Raw genomic sequence first — 16,363 nt, forward strand, 5'->3', positions numbered from 1 at the left:
CGACTGGAAGCCGACATTTCTTTCATCGTCACCCTGAACTTGTTTCAGGGTCCATGGCCGGACGTCTCATTCAGCGCGGCGCTGGACGAGAACGCAGGCCATGGATGCTGAAACAAGTTCAGCATGACGAGGTTTAAAGACTGCAATCGACCGATCGCGGCCAAAAGCGATCCTCCCCCTCCCCGTGCCGGGGAGGATCGGAGACGGCCGCTTCCCACCCCAAAGCCGCCAAACGAAAAAGCCCCGCCGGATCGCTCCGGCGGGGCTCTGTCTGTCAGGCCCGAAAGGATCGAGGGGTTTATTCCTCGTCGCTCTTGAGCAGATAGTCGCCGGCATCGGCATCGCTGCCGTGGGTCTCGCCTTCGACGGCACCCAGCGGATCGTTGCCGATCGCCGCTTCGGGGCCTTGCGCCAGTTCGGCGGCATGTTCCTCGGCGGCGGTCTGCGGCGCGATCAGATGCTCCTGGTTCGTGCGCATCGCGGCACGTAGAGCCGCATCCTTCGACGAGGCGGTGACGCGGACGCGGTTCATGGCAGCGCCGGTGCCCGCCGGGATGAGGCGGCCGACGATGACATTCTCCTTGAGGCCCTGCAGCGAGTCGATCTTGCCCTGCACCGATGCTTCGGTGAGGACGCGGGTCGTTTCCTGGAAGGACGCGGCCGACACGAAGCTGCGCGTCTGGAGGCTCGCCTTGGTGATGCCCAGCAGGACCGGGCGCCCCTCGGCGGGCTTGCCGTTCTTCGGCAGCTTGGCGTTATATTCCATCATCTCCAGATAATCGAGCTGTTCGCCCGGCAGCAGCGTGGTGTCGCCGCCGTCGGTGATCTCGACCTTCTGCAGCATCTGGCGAACGATCACCTCGATGTGCTTGTCGTTGATCTTCACGCCCTGGAGTCGATAGACTTCCTGGATTTCCGCGACCAGATATTCGGCCAGCGCTTCCACGCCCATCACGTCGAGGATGTCGTGCGGGTTCGGCGAGCCCGAAATCAGCGCGTCGCCGCGCTTGACCTGGTCGCCTTCCTGCACTTCGAGAACCTTCGACTTCGGGATCAGATATTCGATCGGATCGCCTTCTTCCGGAACGATCGCGATCTTGCGCTTCGCCTTGTAATCCTTGACGAATTCGATGCGACCGCTGATCTTGGCGATCACCGAATTATCCTTCGGAATGCGCGCCTCGAACAGCTCGGCCACCCGCGGCAGACCGCCGGTGATGTCGCGCGTCTTCGACGCTTCACGGGTCACGCGAGCCAGAACGTCGCCCGCCTGCACTTCCTGACCATCCTCGACCGACAGCATCGTGCCGACCGCGAGCAGATAGCGCGCGGCTTCGCCCGATTGGTCGTCGAGCAAGGTCAGGCGCGGTTGCAGGTCTTCCTTCTTGGAACGACCCGCCGAACGATATTCGATCACGACGCGCTGGGCGATGCCCGTCGCTTCGTCGACCTGTTCGATCAGCGTCTTGGTGTCCTGAAGATCCTGATACTTCACGATGCCCTGCTTTTCGGTGATCAGCGGCATGGTGAACGGATCCCATTCGGCAATCCGGTCGCCCTTCTTCACCTTCTCGCCGTCCTTGTGCATGATCTGCGCACCATAGGGCAGCTTGTGCGACGCGCGCTCGCGGCCTTCGCTGTCGATGATCGCGATTTCGCCCGAACGCGACAGCGCCAGACGGCGGCCGCGCTGGTCGACGATCGTCGCCATGTCGCGATATTCGATCGTGCCGTCCGAGATCGCTTCGGCGTTCGACTGCTCGTTGACCTGCGCCGCACCGCCGATGTGGAAAGTGCGCATGGTCAGCTGCGTGCCGGGTTCGCCGATCGACTGCGCCGCGATGACGCCGACCGCTTCGCCGATGTTCACCGGCGTCCCGCGCGCCAGGTCGCGGCCATAGCATTTGCCGCAAACACCCAGCGTCGCTTCGCAGACCAGCGGCGAACGGATCTTGACCGACTGGACTTCGGCGTCCTCGATCCGCTGCGTCGTCGGTTCGTCGAGCAGCGTGCCGACGGGCGCGATGATGTTGCCGTCCTTGTCGACGACATCTTCGAGCGTCGTGCGGCCAAGGATACGCTCGCCCAGCGAGGCGATCGTCGAACCGCCCTGGATGATCGCCCGCATTTCCATGCCGCGCGTCGTGCCGCAATCATCCTCGATCACGACGCAGTCCTGCGACACATCGACGAGGCGGCGGGTCAGGTAACCCGAGTTCGCCGTCTTGAGCGCGGTGTCGGCCAGGCCCTTGCGCGCGCCGTGGGTCGAGTTGAAATATTCAAGGACGGTCAGGCCTTCCTTGAAGTTCGAGATGATCGGCGTTTCGATGATCTCGCCCGACGGCTTGGCCATCAGGCCGCGCATACCGGCAAGCTGCTTCATCTGCGCCTGCGAACCACGGGCACCCGAATGCGCCATCATGTAGATGGAGTTGATCGGGGCCAGACGGCCCGTCTTCGGGTCTTTCGGCTCGGCGCGGATTTCGTCCATCATCGCGTTCGCGACCTTGTCGCCGCACTGCGACCAGGCATCAATCGCCTTGTTATATTTTTCCTGCTGCGTGATCAGGCCGTCCTGATATTGCTGCTCGAAATCCTTCACCAAAGCGCGGGTGTCGTCGACAGTCTTCACCTTCGACGCCGGGATGATCATGTCATCCTTGCCGAAGGAAATACCGGCCTTGAACGCATTGCGGAAGCCCAGCGCCATGATGGCGTCGGCGAACAGCACCGTCTCTTTCTGGCCGGTGTGACGATAGACCTGATCGATCACGTCGCCGATTTCCTTCTTGGTGAGAAGGCGGTTGACGACGTCGAAGGGCACGGTGTGCGATTTCGGCAGGCATTCGGCGATCAGCATGCGTCCCGGGGTCGTTTCGAAGCGCTGAAAATATTCATTGCCCTTCTCGTCGGTCTGCGGGATGCGGCTCGTTACCTTGGTGTGCAGCGTGACCGCACCGACGAACAGCGCTTGATGCACTTCGGCCATGTCGGCCAGCAACATGCCCTCGCCCGGTTCGCCGGGGCGCTCCATCGACAGATAATAGAGACCCAGCACCATGTCCTGCGACGGCACGATGATCGGCTTGCCGTTCGCGGGGGACAGGATGTTGTTGGTCGACATCATCAGCACGCGGGCTTCGAGCTGGGCTTCCAGCGACAGCGGCACATGGACCGCCATCTGGTCACCGTCGAAGTCGGCGTTGAACGCGGCGCAGACCAGCGGGTGAAGCTGGATCGCCTTGCCCTCGATCAGCACGGGCTCGAACGCCTGGATGCCGAGGCGGTGAAGCGTCGGGGCGCGGTTCAGCAGGACCGGATGCTCGCGAATGACTTCGTCGAGGATGTCCCAGACTTCCTTGCGTTCCTTTTCGACCCACTTCTTCGCCTGTTTCAGGGTCATCGACAGACCCTTGGCGTCGAGGCGCGCATAGATGAACGGCTTGAACAGTTCGAGCGCCATCTTCTTCGGCAGGCCGCACTGGTGCAGCTTGAGTTCGGGACCGGTCACGATGACCGAACGGCCCGAATAATCGACGCGCTTACCGAGCAGATTCTGGCGGAAACGGCCCTGCTTGCCCTTGAGCATGTCGGACAGCGATTTCAGCGGACGCTTGTTGGCGCCGGTGATCGTGCGGCCGCGGCGGCCGTTGTCGAACAGCGCGTCGACGGCTTCCTGCAACATGCGCTTTTCGTTGCGGACGATGATGTCCGGCGCGCGCAGTTCCATCAGGCGCTTCAAACGGTTGTTGCGGTTGATCACGCGGCGATAAAGATCGTTCAAATCCGACGTCGCGAAGCGGCCGCCGTCGAGCGGCACCAGCGGGCGCAGTTCGGGCGGGATCACGGGAACGACTTCGAGGATCATCCATTCGGGGCGGTTGCCCGAATCGATGAAGCTTTCGACGACCTTCAGCCGCTTGATGATCTTCTTGGGCTTCAGCTCCGACTTGGTCGTCGCCAGATCTTCCATCAGGTCGACACGTTCCTGTTCGAGATCGAGATTTTCGAGCAGGACGCGGATCGCCTCGGCGCCGATGCCGGCGCTGAAGGCGTCTTCGCCATATTCGTCCTGCGCGTCGAGCAGTTCGTCTTCGGTCAGAAGCTGGAATTTCTCGAGCGGCGTCAGGCCGGGCTCAAGGACGATATAGGCTTCGAAATAGAGGACGCGCTCGAGCTGCTTGAGCTGCATGTCGAGCAGCAGGCCGATGCGCGACGGCAGCGACTTCAGGAACCAGATGTGCGCGACCGGCGCGGCGAGTTCGATATGGCCCATGCGCTCGCGGCGGACCTTGGTCACCGTGACTTCGACACCGCATTTTTCGCAGACGATGCCCTTGTATTTCATGCGCTTATACTTGCCGCACAGGCATTCATAATCCTTGATCGGGCCAAAGATGCGCGCGCAGAACAGGCCGTCGCGTTCGGGCTTGAACGTGCGGTAGTTGATGGTTTCGGGCTTCTTGATCTCGCCGAACGACCACGAGCGGATGCGCTCGGGGCTCGCGATGCCGATCTTGATCATGTCGAAGGTTTCGGCCTTCGCCACCGGGTTCATGAAGTTGGTAAGCTGGTTCATAATCAGGTTCCTCGCTTAGCCCCTCCCTTTCAGGGGAGGGGTTGGAGTGGAGTGTCTCGGCTTGGCTCTGCCTCGCGAGACCCCACCCCCGGCCCCTCCCCCGAAGGGGAAGGGTGAGATGGCTTATTCGGCGGCTTCGGGAAGGGCATCCGGGGCGTTGTCGGGATCCTCTTCCGCATAGGAAGAAAGTTCGACGTTGAGGCCCAGCGAGCGCATTTCCTTGACGAGCACGTTGAAGCTTTCGGGAATGCCGGCCTCGAACGTGTCGTCGCCCTTGACGATCGCTTCGTAAACCTTGGTGCGGCCGATCACGTCATCGGACTTCACCGTCAGCATTTCCTGGAGCGTATAGGCCGCGCCATAGGCCTGGAGCGCCCACACTTCCATTTCACCGAAGCGCTGGCCGCCGAACTGCGCCTTACCGCCCAGCGGCTGCTGGGTGACGAGGCTGTACGGCCCGATCGAACGCGCGTGGATCTTGTCGTCGACCAGGTGATGGAGCTTCAGCATATAGATGTAGCCCACGGTCACCTTGCGGTCGAACTTGTCGCCGGTGCGGCCGTCATACAGGTCCGACTGACCCGATTCATGCAGCCCCGCGAGGGTCAGCATGTTCGTGACGTCGGCTTCCTTCGCGCCGTCGAACACCGGCGTCGCGAACGGCACGCCGACCTTCAGGTTCGACGCCAGCTCGACGATGCTTTCGGCGCTGCGCGACTTGATGTCATCGGCATATTCGGCGCCATAGACATGCTCCAACTGGTCACGCACCGCTTCGGGCATCTCGCCGCCGGTCGCGTCGGGGTTGGCGTCGCGCCAATCCTCCAGCGCCTGCGTGACCTGCTGCCCGAGGCCGCGCGAAGCCCAGCCAAGATGCGTTTCCAGAATCTGCCCGACGTTCATGCGCGACGGCACGCCCAGCGGGTTCAGCACGATATCGACCGGCGTCCCGTCTTCGAGGAACGGCATGTCCTCGTTCGGCAGGATGCGGCTGATGACGCCCTTGTTGCCATGACGGCCGGCCATCTTGTCACCCGGTTGCAGCTTGCGCTTCACCGCGACGAAGACCTTGACCATCTTGAGCACGCCGGGGGCGAGTTCGTCGCCGCGCTGGAGCTTTTCGACGCGATCCTCATACTTCGCGTTGATCCGCTTGATCGCGTCGTCATACTGCGCCTTGATCGCTTCGAGGGCGGTCTGCGCCCTGTCTTCGACGACGGCGAGCTTCCACCAGTCGGCGCGGTCGAGATCGATCAGCATCTGCTCGGTCACCTCGTCGCCCTTCTTCAGGCCCTTCGGCACCGCGCTGGTCGTCTGACCGATCAGCAGGTCCTTGAGGCTGGAGAAGGTCGCGCGGTTGAGGATCGCGCGCTCGTCGTCCGAATCCTGCTTCAGCCGCTCGATTTCCTCGCGTTCGATCGCGATCGCACGTTCGTCCTTGTCGATACCGTGACGGTTGAAGACGCGAACCTCGACGACCGTGCCCGACACGCCCGGCGGCAGGCGCAGCGAGGTGTCGCGCACGTCGCTCGCCTTTTCACCGAAGATGGCGCGGAGAAGCTTTTCTTCCGGCGTCATCGGGCTTTCGCCCTTCGGGGTGATCTTGCCCGCCAGGATATCGCCCGGGCCGACTTCGGCGCCGATATAGACGATGCCCGCCTCGTCGAGGTTGCGCAGCGCTTCCTCGCCGACGTTCGGAATGTCGCGGGTGATGTCTTCCGGCCCAAGCCGCGTGTCGCGCGCGGTGACTTCGAATTCCTCGATGTGGATCGAGGTGAAGACGTCGTCCTTCACGATGCGTTCGCTGATGAGGATACTATCCTCATAATTATAGCCGTTCCACGGCATGAACGCGACGAGCACATTCTTGCCCAGCGCCAACTCGCCCAGCTCGGTCGACGGACCGTCGGCGATGATGTCGCCGGTGCGGACGATCTCGCCCACCTTCACCAGCGGACGCTGGTTGATGCAGGTGTTCTGGTTCGAACGCTGGAACTTCTGAAGGCGATAGATGTCGACGCCCGACTTGCCGGGTTCGACCATGTCGGTGGCGCGAATGACGATGCGGGTCGCATCGACCTGGTCGATCACGCCGCCGCGGCGCGCCGCGATCGCCGCGCCCGAATCGCAGGCGACCGTGCCTTCCATGCCGGTGCCGACGACCGGCGCCTCGGCGCGAAGCAGCGGCACCGCCTGGCGCTGCATGTTCGAACCCATCAGCGCGCGGTTGGCGTCATCGTTTTCGAGGAAGGGGATCAGCGAGGCCGCGACCGAAACAAGCTGCTTCGGCGACACGTCCATCAGCGTGATCTGGTCGCGCGGCGCCATCAGGAACTCGCCCGCCTCGCGCGCCGAGATCAGCTCGTCGATGAAGCTGCCGTCGGGGTTGAGGTCGGCGTTCGCCTGCGCGACCGTGTGCTTCGATTCCTCCATCGCCGACAGATAGACGACCTCGTTGGTCACCTTGCCGTCGATGATCTTGCGATACGGCGTTTCGATGAAGCCATATTTATTGACCCGCGCAAAGGTGGCGAGGCTGTTGATCAAACCGATGTTCGGGCCTTCGGGCGTTTCGATCGGACAGATACGGCCATAGTGGGTCGGGTGAACGTCGCGGACCTCGAAACCCGCGCGCTCGCGGGTAAGCCCGCCCGGCCCGAGCGCCGACACGCGGCGCTTGTGGGTCACTTCGGACAGCGGGTTGGTCTGATCCATGAACTGGCTGAGCTGCGACGAACCAAAGAATTCGCGCACGGCGGCGACCGCAGGCTTGGCGTTGATCAGATCGTTCGGCATCACCGTCGACACGTCGACCGACGACATGCGTTCCTTCACCGCGCGTTCCATGCGGAGCAGGCCGACGCGATACTGGTTTTCGAGCAGCTCACCGACCGAACGCACGCGGCGGTTGCCGAGATTGTCGATATCGTCGATCTCGCCCTTGCCGTCCTTCAGGTTCACCAGCTCCTTGACCACGGCGAGGATGTCCTCGCTGCGCAGCGTCGTCACCGTATCCTCGGCGTCGAGGCCAAGACGCATGTTGAGCTTGACGCGGCCAACCGCCGACAGGTCATAGCGCTCGGAATCGAAGAACAGACCGCCGAACAAGGCTTCGGCCGTCTCGCGCGTCGGCGGTTCGCCGGGGCGCATGACGCGGTAGATGTCCGACAGCGCCTGGTCACGGTCCTCGGCCTTGTCGGCCTTCAGCGTGTTGCGGATCCACGGGCCGGTGTTGTTGTGGTCGATGTCGAGCAGTTCGAGCTTTTCGATGCCCGCGCCGTCGATCTTTTCCAGATTTTCGGCGGTCACTTCGTCGCCGGCCTCGATATAGATTTCGCCGGTGGCGTCGTTGACCAGGTCATAGGCGCTGTAGCGGCCGAAGATTTCCTCGGTCGGGATCAGCAGCGTGTCGAGACCGTCCTTCGCCGCCTTGTTGGCGAGGCGCGGGCTGATCTTGTGGCCGGCGGCAAAGACGACTTCGCCGGTCTTGGCGTCGACGACGTCGAACGCGGGCTTCGCGCCGCGCCAGTTTTCGACCATGAACGGCACGCGCCAGCCGTTTTCGGCGCGCTCGAAGACCAGGCGGTCATAAAAGGTGTTGAGGATTTCCTCGCCCGACATGCCCAGCGCATAGAGCAGGCTGGTGACCGGCAGCTTGCGCTTGCGGTCGATACGGACGTTGACGATGTCCTTGGCATCGAACTCGAAGTCGAGCCACGAGCCGCGATACGGAATCACGCGCGCGGCGAACAGGAACTTGCCCGACGAGTGGGTCTTGCCGCGATCATGGTCGAAGAGCACACCCGGCGAACGGTGCATCTGCGACACGATGACGCGCTCGGTGCCGTTGACGAAGAAGGTGCCGTTCTGCGTCATGAGCGGCATGTCGCCCATATAGACGTCCTGCTCCTTGATATCGAGCACCGAGCGCGTGTCGGTTTCGCTGTCGACTTCAAAGACGATCAGGCGCAGCGTGACCTTCATCGGCGCCGCGTAGGTGATGCCGCGCTGGCGGCACTCATCGACGTCGTACTTCGGCGCTTCGAGTTCGTAATGGACGAAGTCGAGCTCGGCGGTGCCGGCGAAATCGCGGATCGGGAAAACGCTGCGCAGCGTCTTTTCGAGACCCGAAACATAGCCGACCGACGGATCCGAGCGCAGGAACTGCTCATAGGATTCGCGCTGCACCTCGATGAGGTTGGGCATTTCCACCGCTTCGTGGATATTGCCGAACAGCTTGCGGATTCGCTTGCTTGCGGTTGCTTCGAGGGTCTTGCCCACCGACTTCGCCTTGGTCGCCATAAGTGATTGTCTCGCCTTCGTAAAATAGCTCGCGAGCGCAGCAGAGACGCAAAAAGGCCGCGACCAACCGTTGCCGGTTTACCGCAGCTTTCCAACGCATCCTGAAATCCCTACCGCCCTATTCCTGTGGCCCGTTGCGCAAAGTCAGGCCGCTTCCCGGACGATCGGGTGTGGACGCGATATAGGATTGGGGAGGCCGAGTGTCAATGGAAGCAGGGAGGTGTCGAGATAGGAGCGGACCTTGGGATTGTCGTCGATCAGCCCCCCTAAAATCCTGTTCCACCTCAGGACAGAACACGATTCATCCCGCTCCCGCCACGGCTCGACCATTTTGGCATGGCCTATGCGGCTTTCGCGCGTTCAAGCGTCTCGACCGTTCAAAACGTCAGGAGAAAGCACGACGATGCGTAAACATGCAGGATTTCTAGCGCCCCTTGCCCTCGGAATGGCGATCGCCGGCGGTGCGCCCGCGTTCGCACAGGCGGCGCCCGCCGCCGCTCCGGGCGTGACCCTTACCCCCGGCACGATCGTCCACGACAGCGAAGGCCAGGAAATCGGCCCGATCGCCAGCTCCGACGGCGCGACCGTCGTCGTCACCGTCGGCGACAAGCCCGCCGCGCTTCCCGCGAGCGCTTTCATGCAGACCGACAAGGGCACCGCAATCACGCTGACGCTCGCGCAGCTTACCGCCGCGCTCGACCAGCAGGCCGCCGCCGCCGACGCGCAGCTCACCGCCGCGCTCCAGCCGGGCGCTGATATCAAGGGCGTGAACGGCAGTTCGGTCATCGGCAAGGTCAAGACTGCCGACGCCGACGGCGTCGTCGTCACCACCGCGCAGGGCGACGTCCGCCTGCCGCGCAAGGCCTTCTTCGTCGCGGCGGCGGGTCTGTCGACCAGCTTCTCCGCCGAACAGTTCGCTGCGGCAGTCGCCGAAGCCAAGGCCCCCGACGCGGCGGCTCCGGGCGACACGGCCACGGACACCGGCGCAGCGGCCGACGCCGAACCGGCCCCGGAATCCACCAACTGATCCACCCGATCCGGCGGATGCCAAAAAGGCGCGAGGGCAAAGCTCTCGCGCCTTTTTCCTTGGCGCCGCGGCCGCTTCGCGAACATGGGGTCGATGGGAATCGACTCCTCCCCATCGTCATGCTGAAACAAGTTCAGGGTGACGAAATTGAAAGGCAACTCCCCACCCCAATGCCGCGGTTCCTGCAAGCGCGGCATTGTTCAGGCCGCCTAGAATATCCCCTTGAGCAGCTTGCCCGGATTCCTCCGCAACGCCGCTTCCTCATTGCCCATATAGAGGAAGATGCCTTTCAGCGCCTGGTCGGTGACCGAATTGGTCAACCCATCATGGCTGAGTCCCGCGATCGAGAGCAATTGGCTGCTGCCCGATAGCTGGTCGAGCTGACGATAGGCGCCAACCTCGTCCAGCGCTCCCGCGATCAGCGGCCGCACCTTGTCACCGAGCAGGCCGCCCGCGCTCGATTGCAGATAGCGGGTCGCGCCATCGTTTTTCGACACCAGCGACGGCATGTCGTTCCAGCCCAGATTGTCGATCGCGGCGCGGAACAGCGGTTTCGCTTCGCCCGCCGCCTTGCCGCCCGCGTCGTTCAGGCTCTTGGTCAGCCCGGTCGTCAGCCCCAGCCTGTCGCCCGCGCCGAGCAATTTCGACGCGAGCTTGCCGCTCGTGCCGGGAAGCAGGATGCGCACCGCGGTGTCGGCATAGAAGGCACCCGGCTGCGCCAGCCGGTCGAGCGCGGTGTCCGACGCATTGGCGATCAACCCCTTGACGCCGGGCTTCGACGTTTTCGCCAGCGCGGCGGGGATCAGGCCCGCCACCGCCAGTCCGGCCGCACCCGCGAGCAGCATCCGCCGCGCCATCCATTCTCGATCCTGGTCCATGACCTTCTCCCACTCCGTAAGAGGCGGGTTTATCAGCAAAACCGGTCCCGCCAAAGCCACTTCGCCAGCCGCGACTGGAAAGGGCGGTTTAGGGGTGGGGAGCGGACGTTGAAGGATGGCGCTGATGTCCCCTCCCGCAAGCGGGAGGGGCAGCGAGACTTGCGAACTTGTTCGCTAGCCGCAGCGGGGTGGGCCATTGCGACGCCGCTGCCCACCCCCAACCCCTCCCGCCTGCGGGAGGGGAGAGCAGCCGTCCGCAATCAGTCGCCTCCGGCCCTTCCTCCACGTCCGTTCCATCCAGCGAAGCCACAACGCCCGTTCGCCGCCGCTACGCCGCCATGCGCAGCCGGTTCCGCCCCTCGCGCTTGGCGAGGTAGAGCGCCTGGTCGGCGCGGTGGAGCAGCGCCTCGATGTCGCCTTCGCCGTCATAGACCGCCAGCCCGACGCTGACCGTCGCCGGCGGCAGCTCCTCGTCCGCGCGCCCTTCGGCCTCGATCGCCGAGCGGAGGCGTTCGGCGACGATTTCGGCCGCCTGCGCGCTCGATCGCTGAAGGATGCAGACGAATTCCTCGCCGCCGAAACGGCCGACCAGATCCTCATCGCGCAGCGACGCCCGGGCCCGGCGCGCGACGCGGCGGATCACTTCGTCGCCGGCGGCGTGCCCATGATCGTCGTTGATCCGCTTGAAATGATCGATGTCAAAGATCGCCACCGCCAGCGGCACGCCCTGATCGCGCGCGCCGACCAGCGCGGCGTCCAGAAAGGCAAGCGTGTGGCGGCGGTTCGGCAGGCCGGTCAGCATGTCGGTATTGGCGACGCGCTCGGCCGCGCTGCGCGCCGCCTCGAGGATACGGGCATTCTCGACCGTCTCGGTCACATCCTGGACGGTGCCGAAGATGCCCACCGCCCGCCCGCCGCGTCCCCTTTCGATCGAACCGTGCGATTTCACATGGCGGATCGCGCCGTCGGCGCGCACGATCCGGCCCTGATATTCGAACGGCTCGCCGGTCTGCACCGCCTGTCTCAATATCGCCCGCACCGCCGCGCGGTCCTCGGACAGATATTGCTCGACGCTATAGTCGACGCCGACCATCTCGCCGGGCTCGAGCCCGTGGACGCGATAGGCCTGATCGGACCATTGGATCGTCCAGCGGACAAGGTCGACGCGCCAATGGCCGACGAGCGCCGCCGCTTCGGCCTGGAGCAGCCAGCGATTGCTCTGCTCGAGCCGCTTGGCGAGCCGGCGCTGCACCACCAGCAGCGCCGCAAGCGGCAGCGCGGTGAACAGCAGGGTGATAAAATAGAATTGCAGGAACAGTATCTTGCCCTTTTGACTGCCCTCGATCGCCGCGACCGGACCGAACCCCTGCCCCGTCATCCACGACGCGATGATCGCGACGATCAGCATCCCCGCGGCGGCACCAAAGGGGCCGAGCCGATAGGAAGCGGCGATCACCGCGACGGTCGGCAGGAAGGTCGCGGGAAAATGCGCTTGCGAAAAACAGGCCACGGTCAGCGCCGCCGCAAAGATCAGGAGTGCGACCGCCTCGGCGATCGTCGCGCGCGGGACATTGCCGAGCGCGCGCGAATCGATCAGCCGCGCGAGCATCACGATCGGCGGCGCGACGATCAGCAGGCCAAGCGTCACGGTGGTCAGCCACGACAGGAAGAAATCGAGGCCGCGACCGGCAAGGCTCGCGGCGTCGAGCATCCCGAGCAGCGCGGCGGCGATCGAGGCGCTGAGCGCCCCCGCCGCCAGCACCGCGATACAGAAATTGGCGACCGCGCGCGGCTCCATGAACGACAGATCGCCCGGCACGCGGCGGCGGATCAGCCACAGCGCCGCCCCGGCTTCGGCAACATTCGCGACCGTGAAGGCCGCCGCGACGAGCGCGCTCGTCCCGCTCAGCATGTTCGCAGCGATGCTGGCGACGGCCATCGCGATGAAGGACGCGGCGCGGGCACGCGCGGGCATCAGCAACAGCAGCGCCAGGAAATAGCCGCTCGGCGGCCAGATCGCGGCGATATTGTCGGCGCCCCGGGTCGCGTGAAGCGACAGGCTGGCAAGCAGGGCATAGCCGGCCAGCGTCAGCAGCGACCAGAACGCCGTCTCGACTCCGGGGGAGAGCGACCGCTTCATGATTCCCGCCTAACCGAAAACGGGAAAATAAACCGCTAATATCGACCGCGGCCTTGCCGCATTTCGTCGCAAGATCATGCGCTTTCGCGGCGCGGCGACGTCAGTCGACGCCGCCGAAGGTCATCCCCACCACCTGCTCGACCAGCGCTTCGTCCCACGCGATACGCCGGTCGAGCACCAGCATCGCGAGCCCGTGGACGAGCGACCAGGCGTGCAGCGCGGCACCTTCCGCATTTTCAAGGTGCGGCATCGCCTGCGCGACACCGGCGCGGAGCAGGTTATAGGCGACCTCGCCGCCGTCGGTGCCCTCCTGCTGCTGGCGGTCGGGCATCTGGCGCGTGAAGCTCAGGCGAAAGACCGCGGGTTCGTCGTGCGCGAAGCGGACATAAGCGACGCCGATCGCCAGAAAACCGCCGCGTCCGCCGCCCGCCTTGAGCCAGGCCTGCGCCTGCAAGGCGCCGAGGCGCCGCAGCCCTTCGTCGGCGAGCGCGTCGAGCAGCGCCTCCTTGTCGGGAAAATGCCGATAGAGCGCGGTCGCGCTGACCCCGACGTCGCGCGCCAGCGCGCGCAGCCCCAGTTCGGCGCCGTCGCCTTGCTCGAGCCGCTTCAGCCCCGCCGCGATCACCGCCGCGCGCAGGTCGCCATGATGATAGGCGCCCGCCGCCTTCGCTCCGGCGCTTTTTATGTTGACACTGTTATCTTCTTCGATCATGTTGCCACCGTAAACATTTCGAGTCGCCGACGCAACCCATACGCTGCGCGGCACTTTCTCCAACTTCCGCTTAAGGAGCATCGACATGGCGAGCAATGTGGAAACCCTGATCCGCGGTGCGGTCAAGAAAGGGATCGGCAAGGTCGCCGATTTCAACCGCAAGCGCCTTCCCCGCCCGGCCGACGCCCATCCTTTCCTGACCGGCATCCACGCGCCGATGGAGGAAGAGTTCACGCTCGACCAACTGCGCGTCGATGGCGACATCCCGGCCGCTCTCAAAGGCCGCTATCTTCGCAACGGCCCGAACCCGGCGACCCCGCCCGACCCCGCAAGCTATCACTGGTTCTCGGGCGCCGGCATGGTTCATGGCATCCGCATCGAGGGCGGCAGGGCCGACTGGTATCGCAACCGCTGGGTGCGCGGCACCGAGGCGTGCGCGGCGCTGGGCGAGGCGATTCCCGCCGGCCCGCGCGAGGATGGCGGCTTCGACGCCCCCAACACCAATGTCGTCGGCATCGCGGGCCGCACCTTCGCGATCGTCGAGGCGGGCGGCAAGCCGGTCCAACTCGGCTATGAGCTGAACACCATCGCGCACAACCCGTTCGACGGCACGCTGGCCGGCAGCTACACCGCGCACCCGCACCAAGACCCCTTCACCGGCGAGTTCCACGCGATCACCTACAAGGGCGACGCGCCGAACAGCGTCTGGCACGTCGTCCTCGACGCCCACGCCCATGTCATCCGCGAGGAAGCTGTCGCGGTTGCCGACGGCCCGTCGATCCACGACTGCGCGATCACCGAAAATTACGTGCTCGTCTTCGACCTTCCCGTCACCTTCTCGATGAAGTCGCTGCTCGCGGGTTACAGCTTCCCCTATGCGTGGAACGACGCGCATCCGGCGCGCGTCGGCCTTCTCCCCAGGAATGGCCGCGGCGACGAGATCATCTGGGTGCCGGTCGAGCCCTGCTATGTCTTCCATCCCGCCAACGCGCACGAGACCGACGACGGCAAGGTGATCGTCGATGTCGTCGCGCACGAAACGATGTTCGCGCAATCGAAGCGCGGCCCCGACAGTGAGAAATCGCGCCTGGAACGCTGGACGATCGACCCTGTCGCCGGCACGACCACCCGCACCGTCCTTCACGATCAGGCGCAGGAATTTCCGCGCTACGACGAACGGCGGACGACGCGCCCCTATCGCTATATCTACAGCGTCGCGATCCCCGAAGGCGAGGATGCCGAATGGCAGCTCGCCGACACGCGGCTGTTCCGCCACGACCTCGAAAGCGGCGCCACCGCGATCCACGACTTCGGTCCCGGACGGCACCCCGGCGAGTTCGTCTTCGTGCCGCGCGGCGAGCAGGGCGCCGAGGACGACGGCTGGCTGATCGGGCTCGTCGTCGACATGAACCAGCAGACGACCGATCTCGTCATCCTCAACGCCGACGATTTTACCGGGTCGCCGCAGGCCGTCGTCCACCTGCCGCATCGCGTTCCCCCGGGCTTCCACGGCAACTGGGTCGCGGATTGACCCGCATTCGGGAGGCCCGATTGCAACAGGCGGAAAACGCCCCCGATCGAGAGTGAATCGGCGCGCGATGCTCGCCATGCCGTCCGGCGGACACGATTCGTCGTGGAAATCGGCCCTGACAGCAGCGCTTTTCGCGCGCCGTTCGTTCGTCCTTCACTATGATAAAAACCATCGCCCTCTCCCGCCCCGCCACGAGCGCGATTGCCGCGTTCCTGGCCCTGTCCACCCCTGCGGCCTTCGCGCAGGAAGCGCCGACGGTGACGATGACCCCGCCCGTCGCGCCAACGACGATCCCCGCGCCCGCCGCACCGCCGGTGGCCGAAATGCCCGCACCGCAGCCCGTCATCCGCGTCCCGCTCGACATCGCGCCCGCCGAACCCGCGCCAAAGGCCGCCGAGCCGAAGGCCCCGGCGGCGGCTAAGCGCGTCGCTGCGAAGCCCCGCGCTGCCGAACCTGCCCCCGCTGCGCCGCGCGCCAGGGCGACCCCCGTCACCCCCGCAGCGGCTCCAGCCATCGCGGAGGTCGCACCCCTCGCCACCCCGGTTCCGATTCCGGCCGAGCCGGTCGCTGAAGCAGCGCCCGCGCTGCCCGAACCGATGGCCACGGCCACCGGCGACGACAGCCTGCCGTGGGAGATCGCGGGCGGCGCCGCCGCGCTGCTGCTGGTCGGCGGCATCGGGCTCGCTGTCGTCCGCCGTCGCCGCGCGGCGCGCGAGGTCTGGGAGTTCGACAACGTGGCCGCCGATGCCGAATGGGTTCCGGGCACCGCCGCGATGGCGAGCGACCCCGCGCCCGACCCAGTGGCGCCGCCGACCACCCCCAGCTTCGCCGCCGCGCCGAGCGGCAGCATGGGACGCCACGAAGCGATGGCGATGGCAGGCCCGACGACCGACAATCCCTTTGCGACGCTGGGCAAGCGGCTCGCCCGCGCGCGCTTCCTCGACCGGCAGGAGCGCGCCGAATATGAAGCGACGCTTGCCGGGCAGAAGGACATGCGCCGCACGCCGGTCAGTGCCTGGGAAATCTCGCAGCGCGCGGCTCCCGCGGCTCCGGCCGAGCAGGAAGTCCGCCGCCTCGATCCCGGCCGCGCCCGCAAGGAGTTGAAACCCGGCTGGACGCGCAATTAGATCCTGACCCCAAATACGAAAAAGGGCGGTGCCTCGCGGCGCCGCCCTTTCTCTTTTTCGCAAGCGC

8 protein-coding genes are annotated in these 16,363 nt (G+C 65.1%); 3 read left to right on the top strand and 5 right to left on the bottom strand.

Going from position 1 to position 16,363, the window contains the following annotated elements:
• Nucleotides 1-298: 298 nt before the first annotated feature.
• Together rpoC and rpoB are read right to left on the bottom strand one after the other, a co-directional pair.
• The gene (gene rpoC / locus CVO77_RS04785) at nt 299-4,579 is read right to left on the bottom strand and encodes a DNA-directed RNA polymerase subunit beta' (RefSeq protein ID WP_105998132.1); all 4,281 of its coding nucleotides are present in this window, start codon (nt 4,577-4,579) and stop codon (nt 299-301) included.
• A 123-nt stretch (nt 4,580-4,702) separates the two neighbouring features.
• Nucleotides 4,703-8,881, bottom strand: a complete 4,179-nt coding sequence (gene rpoB, locus CVO77_RS04790) for a DNA-directed RNA polymerase subunit beta (protein WP_105998133.1) — start codon at nt 8,879-8,881, stop codon at nt 4,703-4,705.
• Between the two features lie 403 nt (nt 8,882-9,284).
• Between rpoB and CVO77_RS04795 the strand changes: the two genes are divergently transcribed.
• Nucleotides 9,285-9,908, top strand: a complete 624-nt coding sequence (locus CVO77_RS04795; RefSeq protein WP_105998134.1) for a hypothetical protein — start codon at nt 9,285-9,287, stop codon at nt 9,906-9,908.
• A 209-nt stretch (nt 9,909-10,117) separates the two neighbouring features.
• On the opposite strand, the gene CVO77_RS04800 is transcribed toward CVO77_RS04795, so the two are convergent.
• The 3 genes from CVO77_RS04800 to CVO77_RS04810 form a co-directional block, all read right to left on the bottom strand.
• The gene (locus CVO77_RS04800) at nt 10,118-10,786 is read right to left on the bottom strand and encodes a DUF4197 domain-containing protein (protein WP_242446100.1); all 669 of its coding nucleotides are present in this window, start codon (nt 10,784-10,786) and stop codon (nt 10,118-10,120) included.
• Nucleotides 10,787-11,114: 328 nt separating this feature from the next.
• Nucleotides 11,115-12,926, bottom strand: coding sequence for a sensor domain-containing diguanylate cyclase (locus CVO77_RS04805; protein WP_105998135.1), 1,812 nt, complete (start codon nt 12,924-12,926; stop codon nt 11,115-11,117).
• Nucleotides 12,927-13,026: 100 nt separating this feature from the next.
• Nucleotides 13,027-13,638: a TetR/AcrR family transcriptional regulator gene (locus CVO77_RS04810; protein WP_105998136.1), complete on the bottom strand. Its 612-nt coding sequence runs from the start codon at nt 13,636-13,638 to the stop codon at nt 13,027-13,029.
• A gap of 85 nt (nt 13,639-13,723) precedes the next feature.
• On the opposite strand from CVO77_RS04810, the gene CVO77_RS04815 reads away from it, so the two are divergent.
• Together CVO77_RS04815 and CVO77_RS04820 are read left to right on the top strand one after the other, a co-directional pair.
• A complete protein-coding gene (locus CVO77_RS04815; RefSeq protein ID WP_105998137.1) occupies nt 13,724-15,169 on the top strand; it encodes an 8'-apo-carotenoid 13,14-cleaving dioxygenase in 1,446 nt (481 codons plus the stop codon).
• Nucleotides 15,170-15,327: 158 nt separating this feature from the next.
• Nucleotides 15,328-16,296 carry an LPXTG cell wall anchor domain-containing protein gene (locus tag CVO77_RS04820; RefSeq protein ID WP_105998138.1) on the top strand — a complete coding sequence of 323 codons (969 nt, stop codon included), beginning with the start codon at nt 15,328-15,330 and terminating at the stop codon, nt 16,294-16,296.
• The last annotated feature ends 67 nt before the right edge of the window (nt 16,297-16,363 follow it).

Source organism: Sphingopyxis lindanitolerans (assembly GCF_002993885.1).
Classification (GTDB): domain Bacteria; phylum Pseudomonadota; class Alphaproteobacteria; order Sphingomonadales; family Sphingomonadaceae; genus Sphingopyxis; species Sphingopyxis lindanitolerans.